Source organism: Herminiimonas sp. GW821-FHT09C12, from assembly GCF_059416385.1.
On the sequence record NZ_JBWKPC010000002.1, the window covers coordinates 142,733 to 159,541 of the forward strand.

Here is a 16,809-nt window from a genome sequence, read left to right on the forward strand (position 1 = left end):
AGGCCTTCACGATCATCTGATCGTGAAGGCCTTTTTTAATTACAGACCCAGACGTGCAGTTGCTTCATCCATGGCAGCTGCATTCCATGGCACAAAGCCGGTCATGCCAATTTTGGACAATGCATTTTTACCTGCTTCGTTTTCCGATAAATTCAGCAACAGGTTTTTGACTTTTTCGCGTTCTGCGTCACTCAGTTTTTTCGAGGCCAGGAATTGCTTTATTGGAATCGGTTTCGTTTCGCCCAGTATGCGGCCGCCTTTGGCAACCCATGCTTTTGCAACACCGGCCGAACCAGTAACGCCGGCATCGACAAAGCCGTTTTCAATCATGAACGGTACGGCGTCCTGATAGCGAGTCGGTGTGTATGTTTTTTCCGGATTAGGGAAGCGTAATTCGTGCAGATTGGCGGTGAACATCACTGTGGTGATGGATTCTACCGACGGTACGCCGATTTTCTTGCCACGCAAATCCTGCATGGATTTCAATGGCGATGCTTGTGCAACCATCACGCGGGCGCGGTAATCAGTAAAACCTTTGGCGGTGACCAGACCTTCATAACCGTTCTTTTTCACTGCTAGCAGGCCGACATGGGCAGGATGTATGAATGCCAAGTCGTATTTACCTTCGGCCAGGCCTTTTTCAAATACTGCGTATTTGTCGACGGTTTGCAGTTTCACATTCTGTTTCAGCTCTTTTGACAGCAATTGCAGAAGTGGCTTGTAACGCTCACTGGCTGGGCCGCCGTCCTGGTAGGTCACACCTTCGTTTATGGCCAGGACCAGATCTTGTGCCGCTGCGGAATTGATGCCCGCCGCCAATACTGTCATTGCCAAAAGAGATGCGAGTTTCATAAGCGGCGCTCCGTATAGAATTGTTTTTATTGGGTAACTAAATGTAGTCTGAATGTTACATTAACAAATGTGTCGGATAATAGGTTTCTTGTAGCTCTAAGTATAAATACGCAACAGTTTATTTAATTTATATCAATACATGGAGCCAAGACTGAGATGGGCCGACATGATGTGATACTGCTATGAGTGCCACATGTAAGTAGTACGTATTTGTTCGATGCAAGTAGTTAGTCAGGTTGTTTGCTTATTTTTTCGATGTGCCAACAAAGAAAGGAGCGAGACCACTATGCAGATTCGTACTTTGTTTTTCGTTATCATCCTTGGAGCCATAGGCGCGCTTGCCGCGTTAAATTGGAATACGTTCAATACACCAACCGAACTCTGGCTTGGTGTGACAACCGTACAGGCGCCGCTGGGCTTGGTCATGCTGGGATTGACAGCCTTGCTCACGTTTTACTTCCTGGTCTGTATCCTTTACCTGCAATCCTCCGTCATGCTGGAAGCGCGGCGTCATGCGAAGGAATTGCAAAACAGCCGTGAACTGGAAGCCTCTCGTTTTAGCGAGTTGCATCGTTTCATAGACGAAAAAACACAAACGGTTGTGAAGCAGGATGCTGATGAGCAGACTGCACTCATAGAGCGATTGGAAAAGCTCGAGACCGGTGTCGTTGCAGCAGTCGAGCAATCCGGTAATACATTGGCCGCGTATATAGGTGAGTTGGAAGACAGGCTGGAGCGCGGTGGTAATACGATCACGCCAAGTCGGCCTGTATAACTGCTTGCATTGTTAAATCGTCATGATTGTGAATTGCTGAGGCAAGAACACGATTTCGGGATGAGACATCAGTTAAACTAGCAGCCAGTCATTTTTCTTCCCGAAATCTTCTTATGGTCAAAACCAAGCAATCCGGCAATCTGTTGATCACGATACTTGGCGGTACGCTGGCCATAGGAGCGGTTGTCGCCATCGGGATTGCGATCGCATGGTTTTATTTCAAGCCTAGTGCACAGCAGTTAAGCCCTATTGCGTATTCCAATTTTGGTCCGATGGTGGTGCGTTCTTCGCAACTGTCGATCAAGGCGACCGTTGCGCTGCAAACGCATAAGGAAGATGCCGCATGGGTACAGCGCAACAAGGCGGCCTTGGATGTTGCCTTGCAGGCAGCGCTGGCCAATGTCGATTCGCAACGCGTGAGAACGCCGGAAGGTGCTGCATACGTGCAAGAAATGTTGCGCGATGTGGCGAATGCAACCCTCAAGACACGCAGCGTTCAGGAAGTGTTGTTGACTGATTACATCGTTCAGTCGAACTGATTCTGGACGCATCAATAGCAATATGCGCATGACGCTTCAGGCGTCGGCAATATAAAGATACACCGAATATTTTCAGTATGAGTAACGCAGACAATCCTTCCGACCTGCCGCGTAGTTCATTGCGGCCCGATTCTCCTTGTGCAGGCTATTGCTCGACTTCGCATGGCGATGAAGTCTGCAAAGGTTGCGGCAGAACCTTCGATGAAGTGATCAATTGGATCATTTACGATGATGATGAGAAGGCCGCTGTATGGGCACGTCTAGAGGCCGCAGGATTAGTAAAACGTTAAGTATTCTGCCTTTGAAGCATCCCGTCGTTCCTTAAAATCCCCGTCAGTCATAGACGCATTAGACTTCAAGGCCAAGAGTCGGTAGACTTTAGGCCTTTTTCCAAGGGCTACTCCATGTCCGCCGCGCCCGAATTACCAAGCTCCGATTCCGCTGAAGTAGAAGCGTTTGAATCGCGTACAGTTTCTTCTGAATTGATTAACAGCGAAGTTGCGCGCCGTCGCACCTTCGGCATCATCTCGCATCCGGATGCGGGTAAAACCACGCTGACTGAAAAACTGCTGCTGTTCTCCGGTGCGATTCAGCTCGCCGGTACCGTCAAGGGTCGCAAGAGCGGACGCCATGCGACATCTGACTGGATGGAAATCGAAAAGCAGCGCGGCATTTCTGTCGCCAGCTCGGTCATGCAGTTCGAATACCGCGATCACGTTGTCAACCTGCTCGATACGCCAGGTCACCAGGATTTCTCGGAAGATACTTATCGCGTATTGACGGCGGTCGATTCTGCCTTGATGGTGATTGATGCCGCCAAGGGTGTAGAGACGCAGACGATCAAGTTGCTTAATGTCTGCCGTATGCGCAACACACCTATCATCACATTCATGAACAAGCTGGATCGCGAAACGCGCGATCCGCTGGAATTGCTGGATGAGCTGGAATCGGTACTCAAGATCGAATGCGCGCCGGTTACCTGGCCGATTGGTATGGGTAAAAATTTCCGCGGCGTGTATCACTTGCTGCGCGATGAAATCATGTTGTTCGCACCAGGTAGCGAGAAGGCGGATCAGACGTTTGAAGTTGTCAAAGGTATCGACAATCCGCGTCTGGCAGAAATGTTCCCGCAAGAGATCGAACAATTGAAGATGGAAGTCGAACTGGTGCATGGCGCTTCGCATCCATTTGAGTTGGACGCCTTCCTCAACGGTACGCGTACGCCTGTATTCTTCGGTTCCGCGATCAACAACTTCGGTGTACGTGAAATTCTGAACGCCTTGCTCGATTGGGCGCAGCCGCCGCGTGAGCGCGATGCAACCGTGCGTGCCGTCAAGCCGACTGAATTGCCGTTCTCTGGTTTCGTTTTCAAGATTCAAGCGAATATGGATCCAGCTCATCGCGATCGTATTGCCTTCTTGCGCGTATGTTCCGGTCGCTTCGAACGCGGCATGAAGATCAAGCATTTGCGTCTGAATCGAGAGATCAAGGTATCCAGCGTTGTGACCTTCATGGCATCGAGCCGCGAGCAAGTAGAAGAAGCTTACGCCGGCGATATTATCGGCCTGCCGAATCATGGCAATATGCAGATCGGTGACAGTTTTTCCGAAGGCGAATTGCTGCAGTTCACTGGCATTCCTTACTTCGCACCGGACTTCTTCCGTTCGGTACGCATTCGTAATCCGCTGAAGATCAAGCAATTGCACAAGGGTTTGCAGCAGTTGGGCGAAGAGGGCGCGATTCAAGTATTCAAACCGGTCAACAGCAGCGATCTGATTCTGGGTGGCGTCGGTGTACTGCAATTTGAAGTGGTCGCGAGCCGCTTGATGAATGAGTATGGCGTTGATGCCGTATTCGAAGGCACCAGCATCAGCAGCGCACGCTGGATTACCTGCGATGACAAGAAGATGTTGGCTGACTTTGAAAAATCGTCTGCTGGCCATAATCTGGCTCACGACGCTGCTGGCAATCTGGCGTATCTGGCCAGTTCCGGCGTCAATTTGCGATTGACGCAAGAGCGTTGGCCTGCAGTTACTTTCCACGAAACACGTGAACACGCAGTCAAGCTTGCCTGATTGAATGTCTCGCATCCCATCGCTGCCGCGTAGCGATGGGATGGGATGATTTCCTTACTCCCATTCCATATAACTGCTGATAGGCAAGACAGAATGCTGTGCTTGCTTCATTCGTGCATTCTTGGCATCGTGTAGCCAATTGTTTGTAATAGGAACGACATGCCGAAAATTTTCAAATTCACTCAATTTTCCTTGCGCGACTTGATCGTCACGGCCGGGCCGATGACGGTCCTGGTAATTGCGCTCTGTTATGTCGCTTACCGCTTGGTCGATCCTACGCCGCCAACACATGTAACGCTGGCGACCGGACAGGAAAATAGTGCGTACGAAGAATTCGGTAAAAAGTATGCGGCGGCCCTGGGCAAATTCGGTATCAAGGTGACGCTGGCACCATCGCTGGGTTCGCAGGAAAATCTGCAGCGCTTGATGGATCCAGATTCGGGTGTCGACATTGCATTTGTGCAAAGCGGTTCGATAGATCAGGAAGCGGCCAAGGAAGCCGGACTGGTCTCGCTGGGTAGCTTGTTCACGGAGCCGATCTGGTTGTTTTATCGCGAGAGCAAGCACATCACACAGTTGACGCAATTGAAGGGCTTGCGCGTCAATGTTGGGCCGGAAGGAACTGGTGTGCCGAAGTTGTTCAAGACTATTCTATCGGTCAACGGTTTGGAGCCGAGCGATGTAAAGATCAAGCAGTTGGAAAATACGCCAGCTACTGTTGAGTTGCTGGCAGGGCGCATCGATGCGCTCGTTTTTAGTTCGGCACCGGATGCCTTGCTGATACAGATGTTGTTGCAGACGCCGGGTATCAAGCTCTTCGATTTCACACAGGCAGAAGCTTATTCGCGCCGCTTCCCTTATTTATCGCATGTCATCTTGCCGCGCGGGATCGTCGATCTGGGCAAGGATTTGCCGCCGAAAAATTATCATTTGATCGCACCGACGGCGACCTTGGTAGCGCGTGAAGATTTGCATCCAGCCTTGATTGATCTATTCGTGCAAGCGGCAGCGACTATACATGGTGGCGCTGGCTGGTTCCGCAAGCAGGGCGAGTTCCCTAATGCGAGTTATACGGAAATTCCAGTCGTACCTGAGGCAGAAAAATTCTATCGCAACGGCCCGCCATTTTTGCAGCGCTATATGTCGTTCTGGCTGGCGAATTTCTTTGAGCGGATGTGGGTAGTGATCGTGGCACTAGGCGCATTGATCTTGCCGTTGTCGCGGATAGTGCCACCACTCTATGTATGGAAGGTGCGCTCGCGCGTGTATCGTTGGTATGGGCAATTACGTACCGTCGAACAAGTGATAGAAGATGTGCCGCCGGAACAGCGTGCGACCATTTATCCGGCGCAGTTGCAACGTTTGAAAGAGATAGAAGAGAAGGTGAATCAGATCACGATTCCGCTTTCGTTCGCAGATGAGTTATATCGCTTGCGCAGCCATATCAATCTGGTGCGCAAGCGTATCTTGTGGCTGAGTGAAGCTAAATCCGAAGTGGCTTAAGCACCTATCCAGGGCAAGCCAGCCTTGCACCAGCCATTGACATTTTTACGATGACCATCGGCATCTTTATCGCCTTCAAAACCTTCGAGGATATCGAAAGATTTTGCATAGCCGTTTTCGGTAGCGAGCTTGGCTGCGTGGCGTGAGCGTACGGCACCGCGGCAGAGAAAGAGCAGGACGGTATCTTTGTCTGCGACCTGTTCCAATTGCGGCAGGAAATCAGGATTCGGCGTACCGCCCGGATACAGATTCCATTGCACAGCGACGTGCTGTTCAGGTGCGATATCGACACGACCTATCCAGTCGCGTTCTGCATTGGTACGTACATCGACCAGTTTAATGCTTGGGTCGCTTTGCAAAAGTGCATAGGCTTCTTGCGGTGTCAGTGCGCCAGCGTAAGGGAGTGCATTATCTTTGCCACGCTGCTGTGCGGCAGCGAGTATGTCTGCGGACTTCGTCATGAGGATGTTGTCTTTCCGGTTTTCAGGTTAGATGCAAACGATGGTGCTTATCGAGCTGCCATCGTCTGCAGTATAAAGTGCTCTTGCGTTCAGGTCACATCAAGCGGTTTTTCGCTTGGCCTGTATGAAGCCCCATGCCAATCCAAGTACAGCAGCGCTCAAGGAGGCAAGCAGGATGCCCAGTTTCGCGGCACCCAACAGATTAGGATCAGTAAAGGCGAGCGTCGCGATAAATATAGACATGGTGAAGCCTATGCCTGCCAGCATGCCGACCAGACAGACGCCACTCCAGGTCACACCTGGCGGCAGCGCGCACCAGCCCATGCGTACCACCAACAGGCTGGCACCAATGATGCCGAGTGGCTTGCCGGCGACCAGTGCTACCAACACACCTATCATCACGACCATCGAGCCGTTTGCCGAGAGATCGATTCCGTTTAAGGAAACGCCTGCGTTCGCGAGGGCGAAGATGGGCATGATGCCGAAGGCAACATAAGGATGCAATGTCATTTGTACGCGGCTGACCGGCGGTAGCAAATCACGTTGTGCTTGTCGCAATTGCTTCAAAGGTTGTACCAAATCATGTGGATCCGGTTTGCTGTTTTCCACGCTGCTCCACAAATCCTTTACTGCCTTGCTGGCTATCTCCAACGGATGTATCAGTGAGCGAGTGGCGAAGACCGGCGTCATCAGACCGAGTACCACGCCAGCCAGAGTCGGATGCGCGCCGGTTTTTAAAAAACCGAACCAGAGAACTGCACCAGGTATCACGTAGGCGTAAGCGGAGGCTATACCTATTCTTTGCATACCCAGCACCATGATGATGCCGGCTGTGGCAATGATGAATCCGCTGTAATCCAGTCCGCCGGAATAAAAGACCGCGATGATCAGGACCGCGACAATGTCGTCGATGATCGCGAGTGCCAGCAGGAAGACGCGTACATTCGATGGAATCGAGCGTCCCAACAGTGCCAGTACACCGACGGCAAATGCAATATCAGTGGCTGTCGGTACCGCCCAACCATTTGCTTGTTCACCGCCTGGATTAAGTCCGAAGTAAATCAGTGCCGGTACCACGACGCCACCTACGGCGGCAGATAACGGCAGGGCAGCCAGACGCATATTGGCCAAGGCACCTTCATGGATCTCGCGACGGATTTCCATGCCGACGACCAGAAAAAACACAGTCATCAAGCCATCGTTGATCAGGAAGTGCAGCGTTTCGGAGATGGTCCAGCTACCAATAGAGAATGAAACCGAGGTATGCCAGAAGTGATGGTAACCATCGGCGTAGGAAGAGTTGGCCCAGATTAGTGCGGCGGCGGCGGCGATCAGCAGCACGACGCCACTGAAGGCTTCGATGTGCAGGAATTTTTCCAGGGTGGCAAAAGCGCGTTCGGCAAGAAGTTGCGCGCGCGGTGGGGTAGAGCCTTGTTCTAGGTTTGGCTTCATGAGTCGTCAGTATCCCCGCGTGGCGGCCCGACCAACGCGTTGCCTGTCCGCTGCGGTATGCAGCGCAAACACCCAACAAAAATTTTACACTAGCAACTACTTGTAGGCAATTTAACTAAGGCCGTAAGTAGCGGTTAAATGGCAAATTTGCACCAATTTGGATCGTAAATGAGATTACCTCATAAAAATGCTTTTATTTGGTGCGATGTGATTAATTCGCACGTATTTGGTGCGTATGATTTTGTAATTATATAAACAGAAAAATCGTGGTGTGCCATCTATTGGCTATGGCGCTCCGTTGCAGTGCGGCTAAGCGAATTTTTGAAAGATGGTGGCATGGAATCTGCTATCATTTCGGGCGAGTTATGGACACATGCTGTTAGTACACGCACGTCTCACAACCCATTTACTAATTCTGTATTACTTTGCTCAAATTTTAGGAGATTCGCATGGCAATGACGGCAGCAGAGGTCTTGAAGATGGTGAAAGACAACGAAGTTAAATTCGTTGATTTTCGCTTTGCTGACACACGCGGTAAAGAACAGCACGTCACTGTGCCAGTTTCGCATTTCGACATGGACAAATTTGAATCCGGTCATGCGTTTGACGGTTCTTCTATCGCTGGCTGGAAAGGTATCGAATCATCCGACATGTTGTTGATGCCGGATCCGAACACCGCAAATATCGACCCATTCTTCGAAGAAACCACACTGTTCATGCAGTGCGACGTGATCGAACCATCGGACGGCAAAGGCTACGATCGTGACCCACGTTCGATCGCTAAACGCGCAGAAGCGTATTTGAAATCCTCCGGTTTGGGCGACACCGCTTACTTCGGTCCAGAACCAGAATTCTTCATTTTCGACAGCATCCGCTGGAAAATCGGCATGGACGGCTGCTTCGTCAAGATCGATTCGGAAGAAGCATCGTGGAGCACCGGCGAGAAGCTTGAAGGCGGCAACACAGGTCACCGTCCTACAGTTAAAGGCGGCTACTTCCCAGTGCCACCAGTCGACAGCTTCCAAGACATGCGTTCGGAAATGTGCTTGATCCTGGAATCCCTCGGCATTCCAGTTGAAGTACATCACCACGAAGTGGCTGGCGCTGGTCAAAACGAAATTGGCAGCAAATTCTCGACTCTGGTTGAGCGCGCTGACTGGACCCAGAACCTGAAATACGTTGTTTGGAACGTGGCGCATACCTACGGCAAAACAGCGACTTTCATGCCTAAACCTATCGTTGGCGACAACGGTTCGGGCATGCACGTGCATCAATCGGTTTGGAAAGACGGCAAAAACTTGTTCGCTGGCGACGGCTATGCAGGCTTGTCCGATTTCGCTCTGTACTACATCGGCGGCATCATCAAACATGCTAAAGCATTGAACGCGATCACCAACCCAGGTACCAACTCGTACAAACGTTTGGTTCCAGGCTTTGAAGCTCCGGTCAAATTGGCTTACTCGGCACGTAACCGTTCCGCTTCGATCCGTATTCCACACGTATCGAATCCTAAAGGTCGCCGCGTTGAAGCGCGTTTCCCAGATCCACTGGCTAACCCATACCTGTGCTTCTCAGCGTTGCTGATGGCAGGTCTGGACGGCGTACAGAACAAGATCCATCCAGGCGAAGCAGCTTCGAAAGACTTGTACCACTTGCCACCAGAAGAAGATGCATTGATCCCAACAGTCTGTGCTTCGTTGGAAGAAGCATTGGATGCATTGAACAAAGACCGCGAGTTCCTGACTCGTGGCGGCGTGTTCAGCGACGGCATGATCGATGCGTACATTGAATTGAAAATGCAAGAAGTTCAACGCTTCCGCATGACTGCTCACCCAGTCGAATACGATATGTACTACTCGCTGTAATCAATCTCTGATTGTTACCGCAAGGTGAAAAAAGGCGGGAGGAGCGTAAGCTTTTCCCGCCTTTTTTATTGATCTGTTGCTAGTACGCAGTAAACTGGCGATCAGTGTTTGTCAGGCTTGAATTGTTGCCCTAAACTAAGAACCCGATTTAACAGTTTCAAAAAAGAAAGTCTATGAAACGTCAACTCGCAGTCCTGTTTCTCTCTTCCATCGTATTTTCCGCCTATGCGCAAAATGATGTCTATCTGTGCATAGATAGCAATGGCAACCGCGAATACAAGAACACCGGCCCTACCAACAAATGTAAAAAGGTCGATTTGCCGGGCGTGAGTACAATTCCAGCGGCAAAAAAGCCAGCGACACCGCAGACGGCAGTAGTCAAGCCATCCTCTCCTAGCGATTTTCCTCGTGTAGACAATACAATTCAAAAAGCGCGTGATAGCGATCGCCGGCAAATTTTGCAGGACGAGATGCGGGCCGAGGAGCAAAAACTGGCTGATATCCGTCGCGAATACAATAATGGTGAACCGGAGCGTCGTGGTGACGAGCGTAATTATGCAAAATACCAGGAGCGCACAGCGACGCTGAAGGACGATCTCGCTCGTTCAGAGAAAAATGTAGAAGCATTGAAGCGTGAACTCGGCAACCTGAAATAACATCGGTACGATGTTTGCTTGGATCAGGCCGCATAGTGCGGCCTTTCTTTTTGGATTCCTGTGAAAAAACCTTTAATAGCTTTAGATGGTCTCGATTTATTAGCATCAGCCGTTCTCGTCTTGCGGCCAGACAGTGGCATTGCGTATGCCAATCCGGCAGCAGAAATTTTGCTGGAGAGTTCAAGCAAGGCGCTGACCAATCATAAATTGAATGAACTCTTCATCAATTGTCATGAACTGGAACAAGTGTTTCAGGAAGCCTTGGAACATCAATTCGCTGATAAGCGACTGGATCTGGTTCTGGAGCGTATGGGACGCGATGCTCTGCAAGTGCATATCGTGGTCTCGGTGCTGGACAGTGCAGAAACGCCAGTATTGATAGAACTACGCGAGAACGTGCAGCAACTGAAGCTGGATAGAGAAGAGCGTTTGCTCGATCAGAGCCAGGCGAATAAAGAGCTGATTCGCAATCTCGCGCATGAGATCAAGAATCCTCTGGGTGGCATACGCGGTGCGGCGCAGTTGCTGGAGCTGGAACTGCCGGAACGGCATCTAAAAGAATTCCGAGAATATACGCAAGTCATCATCAAGGAAGCGGATCGTCTGCAAACACTGGTGGATCGTTTGCTGGCACCGCACCGCAGCCCGCATATCGTGGGTGATGTGAATATCCATGAAGTGTGTGAGCGCGTACGTAGTCTGATTGTGTCCGAATTCCCGAACGGTTTGAAGATCAAGCGCGATTACGATCTGTCTGTGCCGGAATTCCGTGGTGACAAGGAGCAATTAATACAAGCTGTATTGAATATTGCACACAATGCGGCGCAAGTGCTTTCCGCTCGCATGAAAGCTGGTGATGCTGAATTGACTTTGCGTACGCGTATTGCGCGACAAGTGACGCTAAACAAGGTCCGATACCGGCTGGCATTAGACTTGCATATCATCGATAACGGACCGGGCATCCCGCCTGACATCCGCGATCGTATTTTTTATCCCTTGGTTTCAGGCCGGGATGGCGGTAGTGGGTTAGGGTTGACGCTGGCACAAACATTCGTACAGCAACATATGGGTTTGATCGAATGCGAGAGCCGGCCGGGATGTACGGATTTCAGAATTTTGATTCCATTGCCATGAGCAGCTTGAGCTCGAATATGGCAGTGAGTCTATAAACCTAGCCACATGACGCGGGACACTATAAACATATGAAACCAATCTGGATTGTTGATGACGACGAGTCGATCCGCTGGGTCCTTGAAAAAGCGCTGGCGCGCGAAAATCTTCCAACCAAAAGTTTTTCCAATGCACGTGATGCACTGGAGGCACTGAAGACCGGCGCACCGCAAGTATTGGTGTCCGATATTCGTATGCCTGGAGAATCCGGCCTCGAATTACTGCAAGCTGTTAAAGCCAAGCATCCTGGCTTGCCTGTCATCATCATTACTGCATTCTCGGATCTGGATTCTGCCGTTGCGGCATTCCAAGGTGGCGCGTTTGAATATCTGGCCAAGCCATTCGATATTGATCACGCCGTTGGATTGATACGTCGCGCATTGGAAGAAAGCCTGCGCGAAACCAGCGTCGAGCAAGTGTCGGCCGAGACGCCAGAAATTCTGGGACAAGCACCGGCGATGCAAGATGTCTTCCGCGCCATCGGTCGTTTGTCACAATCGAATGTAACGGTATTGATCACAGGTGAATCCGGTTCTGGTAAAGAGTTGGTTGCACGCGCTTTGCATAAGCACAGCCCACGCGCATCACAACCTTTTATCGCATTGAATACCGCTGCTATTCCCAAGGATTTGCTGGAATCAGAATTGTTCGGTCATGAGCGCGGCGCTTTTACCGGCGCACAAGCAACGCGCCGTGGTCGCTTTGAACAAGCAGAGAACGGTACCTTGTTCCTCGATGAAATCGGCGATATGCCTTTTGATCTGCAAACACGTTTGTTGCGTGTTTTGTCGGACGGTCATTTTTACCGTGTCGGTGGCCATCAACCTTTGAAGGCCAATGTCCGCGTAATCGCGGCGACACATCAGAATCTGGAGCATCGCGTACGCGAAGGTTTGTTCCGTGAGGATTTGTATCATCGCCTGAATGTAATCCGTTTGCGCCTGCCTAGTTTGCGTGAACGTCGCGAAGATATTCCTATCTTGACACGCCACTTCCTGCAACAAAGTGCGAAGCAATTGGGCGTGGAAGTTAAACGCATGTCCGAAGGTGCGATGCAATTCCTGAGCAGTTTGGAGTTGCCAGGTAACGTGCGTCAGCTGGAAAACTTGTGCAACTGGATCACGGTGATGGCACCGGGCCAAACGGTAGAAGCGAAGGATTTGCCAAACGAGTTGACGGAAGGTCAGGCCTTTGCTGCATCTACATTAGCTACACTTCCTGCAAGCCCACCGGCTGGTAATACGTATCACGCGCTGGACGAAAGTACGAGTTCCAGCAATGGCTATCAAGCCGCTGTTCCAAGTAGTGCGCCAGTAGAAGCGAGTAGCTGGATATCGCTGCTGGAAGCTGAGGCAGCTGCTTTGTTGGCAGCCGGACAGCCGGAAGTGATGGACGCTCTGGGCCGTCAGTTTGAATCAACCTTGATCAAGACCGCTTTGAAACATACACATGGTCGCAAGAACGATGCAGCTGTGCGTTTAGGCATTGGTCGCAATACCATCACACGCAAAATTCATGAGCTGGGAATAGATGGCGCAAAGGATGACTAATTGTCTTAGATGAAATGCGTATTGTCTGAGAGTTCAAACTCTGCTATCGCATAAAACTTTTAAGTAGCATGTACAGAGAGAAACGAGCTGCCGTATAGGTCGCTCGTTTTTTTTATTTATGAAATGTATGTGACATCAGTCGTTCTCGCGAATTTACCTTTAACAGAGCAATATGATAGGCTTGCCGGAATCAGTTCTGTGTATGCAGTACCTGTTGTTGAAGTGAGCAAGAGAATACGGGTTTGGGTTGGAGACAGTGAACGATCCTGAACCAAGACGTTTAAGTGCAGCTTTCTATTGGTGGAGATAGGGCGATATAGAGTGCAGTGGAAGCTTCAGGCTTTCTTGTCATTCTGTAGCAGCCCTGCGAATTCGAAAGAAGTGGCCTATGCTCGGTTCGATAACGGACATATTGCGGCAGGTTCCCGAAATTGCCTTGTTCCTTTCCCTCGCGATTGGCTATGCAGTGGGGCAGATCAAATTCGGCCCTATTCAATTGGGCGGTGTTTGCGGCACGCTGATTGCGGCGCTCTTCATCGGGCAGCTAGGCATCACGCTGGATGCCGGCGTCAAAAATGTTTTCTTCATGTTGTTCATCTTTGCCCTTGGCTATGCCGGTGGCGCTCAGTTTTTCTCCAATCTGAATCTCAAAGGTCTGCGCCTCGGTTTGTTGTGCCTGATTGAAGTGGTCGTCGTATTGGCATTGGTGCTGACTGCGACTTACTTCCTGAAGCTTGATGCGGGTACTGCTGCCGGCATGATGGCGGGAGCTGCTACCGAATCGGCTGTCGTAGGTACAGCTACAGATGCCATCTCCAAATTGGCTTTGCCTGCTGCTGAAATTCAGCAATTGCAGGCCAACGTTGTTACCGCTTATTCCATTACTTATATCTTTGGTCTGATTACGATAGTCATCGTAACGAGTCAGATTTTTCCAGTGTTGTTGCGGGTCAACCTCCGTGAAGAAGCAGACAAATTGTGGGCGCAGATGGGTGGTAAGGAATCCTCGACCGATGAAGTGAATGCGACGCCAGCAATGGTCGGGCGTGTTTATCGGATAGACGTGGGTGCTGGTCGCAGTGTCGCGGAATTGCATGACCTGTTCGCAGGACAAGCCAGCATAGAGCGCGTGCGCCGAGCCGGACATAGGCTGACGATCTCGCCAGCTTTAGTACTGCATAGCGGAGATGAAGTGCTGGTGATTGGTAATCGACACGTATTGGTAACAGCAGCTTCCTTGCTAGGAATGGAGTTTGCCGATACTGCCGGCTTGAATATGGCCGTGCAAACCATAGAAATAATGCTGGAAAACAAGGCACTGGTAGGTCGGCATTTACGTGATCTCGGACTGCCTGTCGGTATGCATGTCGCAGGCGTAGTGCGTGGCGAATATCATTTGCCGCCCTTGCCGGATCTGGAATTGCAATTGGATGATGTGATTCAGTTGTATGGATCGGCTAACGCAAAAGCATCTGCAACCGAGGAAGCCATATCGCTGATCGGTGTGCACCTTGATAGAGGTGATCGCAGCAATATTGTGTATGCCGGACTGGGCATCGTATTGGGCGTGTTGATAGGCAGTTTCAGCATCAAGCTGGGTGGAATTCCATTCTCGCTTGGTACAGGTGGCGGCGCTTTGTTGACGGGTTTGCTGTTCGGTTGGTATCAATCCAAGCATCCAGCCTTGCAGGGGATACATCCCGATGCATTAGCGCTGATGAAGGACATAGGCTTGGCCAGTTTTATCGCCTGTGTCGGTCTGGCCTCAGGTCCACAGGCCATGACCTTGATCAAGCAATATGGTATCGCATTGCCCTTGCTTGGTATCGCGATTGCAGTCGTGCCTGCGTCCATTTCCTTATTGGTCGGTCACTTTATTCTTAAACTGGAAGCACCGATATTACTGGGCGCAATCGCCGGTCAGCAATGCAGTACACCAGCCTTGAGCGCGGTACAAAACGCTGCAGGCAATTCCACACCTCTTCTTGGTTACACCATTACCTATGCGATTTCCAACGTTGTCTTGCCTTTGATGGGGCCGTTGATCGTGGGCCTCGTTGGCTTGCTTCATCGACAGTGAAGTTCTTTTGTTTCGATTTTAAAAATACAAAGATGCTGGTTAAAAGATACGTATCTGATTCTTGATTTTTTATATGCAGTCTATTTTTTTTTTCATCAAACCGAAAGGTGGTCACCATGGAATGGCTACATGAATTGTTTAAAAGGTCGCCCGAGATAGCGTTGTTTCTATCGCTGGCAATTGGTTATTACATAGGGAAAATAAAGTTCGGGAAATTCCAGCTTGGCGGTGTGGCTGGTTCTCTATTGGTTGCAGTCGTCGTGAGTCAGGTTGGTGTACAAATCGATCCTGGCGTCAAGGCTGTGCTGTTCGCCTTGTTCATCTATGCCGTTGGTTATGAAAGCGGACCGCAGTTCTTCAATTCATTAGGTAAGCAATCAATAAGAGAAATTATCCTCGCTGCAGTGTTGGCAATTACGGCTTTGATTACTGTCGTGGTGATGGCAAAACTGTTCGGTCTGGATAAGGGTTTGGCTGCTGGTGTCGCTGCTGGTGGACTGACGCAATCCGCCATTATCGGCACAGCAGGTGATGCGATTGCCAAACTGGGATTGGCCGCAGATGAGGTGGCTCGTCTGCAGGGGAACGTTGCTGTGGGCTATGCAGTGACATATGTATTTGGTTCTTTCGGCGCCATTATCGTTTGCGTGAATATTCTGCCCAAGCTGATGGGGCGCAGCATCAAGGAAGACGCCGTCAAGGCAGAGACGGCGATGCAGGCAGGCGTACAGGTGTTAGGCCCTGGTCAGCATGCTGCTGCGCCTGATCTGGTTGGCCGCATGTATCAGATCACGGAAGGTAATGCACATACCGTGGCTGATATAGAAAGCGCCAATCCAAATGTCTCCATCACGATTGAACGCATCAAGCGTAACGGACAAATCATCGAGGTGACGCCGCAGTTGATGCTTGAGGTTGGTGACATTGTTCTTGTGGTTGGTCGGCGTGAAGCCATGGTTGGTGTGGCGGCGCAACTGGGCAAGGAGCTATACGCAGTGGAAGGCATGGAGCTCACCATGCAGCGCAGAGAAGTGGTACTAACCAATAAAGAGTACGACAACAAAACGGTAGGTGAGATACGCAGCCAGACTGCGAATGGTGTGCGTCACGGAATTTATGTGGTGCAGATCAGCCGCATGGGAAAGGTGTTGCCGATACAGCCGGAAACAGTCGTGCAACTGGGTGACGTGATCACGATTTATGGCTCCGAGCAGGACGTGAAGCGCGTTGCTGCCTTGGTTGGTTACGTCATCGTTCCTAGTGTCAAAACTGACTTCGTGTATCTGGGGGCTGGTCTGGTCGTCGGTCTGTCTGTGGGTCTGTTGACGGCGAAGATTGGTTCTATACCGCTGACCTTGGGTAGCGGTGGCGGTGCATTGTTGTCAGGCCTCTTGTTTGGCTGGTTTCGCGCCAAGCGTCAAACCTTTGGTGCAATGCCTAGTGGCGCGGTGCAGATACTCAAGGACCTCGGCCTGGCAGGCTTTGTCGTCGTCGTTGGTTTGACTTCCGGCTTGCAAGCTGTGCAGACGGTCAAGGAACATGGCTTGACTCTTTTTGGGGTTGGCGTCGTGGTCACTATCCTGCCTTTGATTTTGACCATGTTGATCGGGCGCTATATTTTGCGCTATGACAATACCGCTGTCTTCGCCGGTGCGTTGAGTGGCTCACGCAGTGCCAATCCTGCTTTTGGTGAAGTGCTCGACAAGGCTGAGAACTCGATTCCGACGGTTCCTTTCGCCATCACTTACGCATTGGCAAATGTCTTCCTGACTTTACTCGGGCCACTGGTCGTGGCTTTTGTGTGATGAATGTAGTGCATGCAACATTCCGA

At 50.7% G+C, this 16,809-nt stretch carries 14 protein-coding genes; 11 read left to right on the top strand and 3 right to left on the bottom strand.

Features of this window, described 5'->3' with window-relative positions; translation table 11 throughout:
* Positions 1 to 39: 39 nt before the first annotated feature.
* Entirely contained in the window at positions 40 to 852 is an 813-nt protein-coding gene (locus tag AC07N2_RS10595) for a phosphate/phosphite/phosphonate ABC transporter substrate-binding protein (RefSeq protein WP_494778252.1), read from the bottom strand.
* A 286-nt stretch (positions 853 to 1,138) separates the two neighbouring features.
* Here AC07N2_RS10595 and AC07N2_RS10600 point away from each other — a divergent pair, with 286 nt between their 5' ends.
* The 5 genes from AC07N2_RS10600 (at position 1,139) to AC07N2_RS10620 (ending at position 5,744) form a co-directional block, all read left to right on the top strand.
* The gene (locus AC07N2_RS10600; protein ID WP_494778253.1) at positions 1,139 to 1,627 is read left to right on the top strand and encodes a LapA family protein; all 489 of its coding nucleotides are present in this window, start codon (positions 1,139 to 1,141) and stop codon (positions 1,625 to 1,627) included.
* A gap of 113 nt (positions 1,628 to 1,740) precedes the next feature.
* The gene (locus AC07N2_RS10605; RefSeq protein WP_076591943.1) at positions 1,741 to 2,166 is read left to right on the top strand and encodes a flagellar basal body-associated FliL family protein; all 426 of its coding nucleotides are present in this window, start codon (positions 1,741 to 1,743) and stop codon (positions 2,164 to 2,166) included.
* 77 nt (positions 2,167 to 2,243) lie between these two features.
* Positions 2,244 to 2,456 carry a DUF1289 domain-containing protein gene (locus tag AC07N2_RS10610; protein WP_494778254.1) on the top strand — a complete coding sequence of 71 codons (213 nt, stop codon included), beginning with the start codon at positions 2,244 to 2,246 and terminating at the stop codon, positions 2,454 to 2,456.
* Positions 2,457 to 2,570: 114 nt separating this feature from the next.
* A complete protein-coding gene (locus AC07N2_RS10615) occupies positions 2,571 to 4,241 on the top strand; it encodes a peptide chain release factor 3 (RefSeq protein ID WP_494778255.1) in 1,671 nt (556 codons plus the stop codon).
* Between the two features lie 159 nt (positions 4,242 to 4,400).
* The gene (locus tag AC07N2_RS10620) at positions 4,401 to 5,744 is read left to right on the top strand and encodes a TAXI family TRAP transporter solute-binding subunit (protein ID WP_494778256.1); all 1,344 of its coding nucleotides are present in this window, start codon (positions 4,401 to 4,403) and stop codon (positions 5,742 to 5,744) included.
* On the opposite strand, the gene AC07N2_RS10625 is transcribed toward AC07N2_RS10620, so the two are convergent.
* Both AC07N2_RS10625 and nhaA read right to left on the bottom strand, forming a co-directional pair.
* Positions 5,741 to 6,205, bottom strand: coding sequence for a rhodanese-like domain-containing protein (locus AC07N2_RS10625; RefSeq protein ID WP_494778257.1), 465 nt, complete (start codon positions 6,203 to 6,205; stop codon positions 5,741 to 5,743). The genes AC07N2_RS10620 and AC07N2_RS10625 overlap by 4 nt on opposite strands.
* A gap of 99 nt (positions 6,206 to 6,304) precedes the next feature.
* On the bottom strand, positions 6,305 to 7,657 hold the full coding sequence (gene nhaA / locus AC07N2_RS10630; RefSeq protein WP_494778258.1) for a Na+/H+ antiporter NhaA: 1,353 nt from the start codon (positions 7,655 to 7,657) through the stop codon (positions 6,305 to 6,307).
* A 449-nt stretch (positions 7,658 to 8,106) separates the two neighbouring features.
* On the opposite strand from nhaA, the gene glnA reads away from it, so the two are divergent.
* The 6 genes from glnA to aspT (AC07N2_RS10660) all read left to right on the top strand — a co-directional run bounded on the left by glnA (position 8,107) and on the right by aspT (AC07N2_RS10660) (position 16,783).
* Positions 8,107 to 9,522, top strand: a complete 1,416-nt coding sequence (glnA, locus tag AC07N2_RS10635) for a type I glutamate--ammonia ligase (RefSeq protein WP_076591937.1) — start codon at positions 8,107 to 8,109, stop codon at positions 9,520 to 9,522.
* Positions 9,523 to 9,695: 173 nt separating this feature from the next.
* The gene (locus tag AC07N2_RS10640) at positions 9,696 to 10,178 is read left to right on the top strand and encodes a DUF4124 domain-containing protein (protein ID WP_494778259.1); all 483 of its coding nucleotides are present in this window, start codon (positions 9,696 to 9,698) and stop codon (positions 10,176 to 10,178) included.
* Between the two features lie 60 nt (positions 10,179 to 10,238).
* Positions 10,239 to 11,312 (top strand): nitrogen regulation protein NR(II), encoded by a 1,074-nt coding sequence (glnL, locus tag AC07N2_RS10645; protein WP_494778260.1) that lies wholly within the window; start codon positions 10,239 to 10,241, stop codon positions 11,310 to 11,312.
* A 68-nt stretch (positions 11,313 to 11,380) separates the two neighbouring features.
* A complete protein-coding gene (gene ntrC / locus AC07N2_RS10650; RefSeq protein WP_494778261.1) occupies positions 11,381 to 12,898 on the top strand; it encodes a nitrogen regulation protein NR(I) in 1,518 nt (505 codons plus the stop codon).
* Between the two features lie 388 nt (positions 12,899 to 13,286).
* Positions 13,287 to 14,978 (top strand): aspartate-alanine antiporter, encoded by a 1,692-nt coding sequence (aspT, locus tag AC07N2_RS10655; RefSeq protein ID WP_494778262.1) that lies wholly within the window; start codon positions 13,287 to 13,289, stop codon positions 14,976 to 14,978.
* Between the two features lie 116 nt (positions 14,979 to 15,094).
* Positions 15,095 to 16,783, top strand: a complete 1,689-nt coding sequence (gene aspT / locus AC07N2_RS10660) for an aspartate-alanine antiporter (RefSeq protein ID WP_494778263.1) — start codon at positions 15,095 to 15,097, stop codon at positions 16,781 to 16,783.
* The last annotated feature ends 26 nt before the right edge of the window (positions 16,784 to 16,809 follow it).

Coding starts and splice junctions, on each gene's coding strand:
- AC07N2_RS10595 (WP_494778252.1), bottom strand. CDS start 852: ATGAAACTCGCATCTCTTTTGGCAATGACAGTATTGGCGGCGGGCATC.
- AC07N2_RS10600 (WP_494778253.1), top strand. CDS start 1,139: ATGCAGATTCGTACTTTGTTTTTCGTTATCATCCTTGGAGCCATAGGC.
- AC07N2_RS10605 (WP_076591943.1), top strand. CDS start 1,741: ATGGTCAAAACCAAGCAATCCGGCAATCTGTTGATCACGATACTTGGC.
- AC07N2_RS10610 (WP_494778254.1), top strand. CDS start 2,244: ATGAGTAACGCAGACAATCCTTCCGACCTGCCGCGTAGTTCATTGCGG.
- AC07N2_RS10615 (WP_494778255.1), top strand. CDS start 2,571: ATGTCCGCCGCGCCCGAATTACCAAGCTCCGATTCCGCTGAAGTAGAA.
- AC07N2_RS10620 (WP_494778256.1), top strand. CDS start 4,401: ATGCCGAAAATTTTCAAATTCACTCAATTTTCCTTGCGCGACTTGATC.
- AC07N2_RS10625 (WP_494778257.1), bottom strand. CDS start 6,205: ATGACGAAGTCCGCAGACATACTCGCTGCCGCACAGCAGCGTGGCAAA.
- nhaA (WP_494778258.1), bottom strand. CDS start 7,657: ATGAAGCCAAACCTAGAACAAGGCTCTACCCCACCGCGCGCGCAACTT.
- glnA (WP_076591937.1), top strand. CDS start 8,107: ATGGCAATGACGGCAGCAGAGGTCTTGAAGATGGTGAAAGACAACGAA.
- AC07N2_RS10640 (WP_494778259.1), top strand. CDS start 9,696: ATGAAACGTCAACTCGCAGTCCTGTTTCTCTCTTCCATCGTATTTTCC.
- ntrC (WP_494778261.1), top strand. CDS start 11,381: ATGAAACCAATCTGGATTGTTGATGACGACGAGTCGATCCGCTGGGTC.
- aspT (WP_494778262.1), top strand. CDS start 13,287: ATGCTCGGTTCGATAACGGACATATTGCGGCAGGTTCCCGAAATTGCC.
- aspT (WP_494778263.1), top strand. CDS start 15,095: ATGGAATGGCTACATGAATTGTTTAAAAGGTCGCCCGAGATAGCGTTG.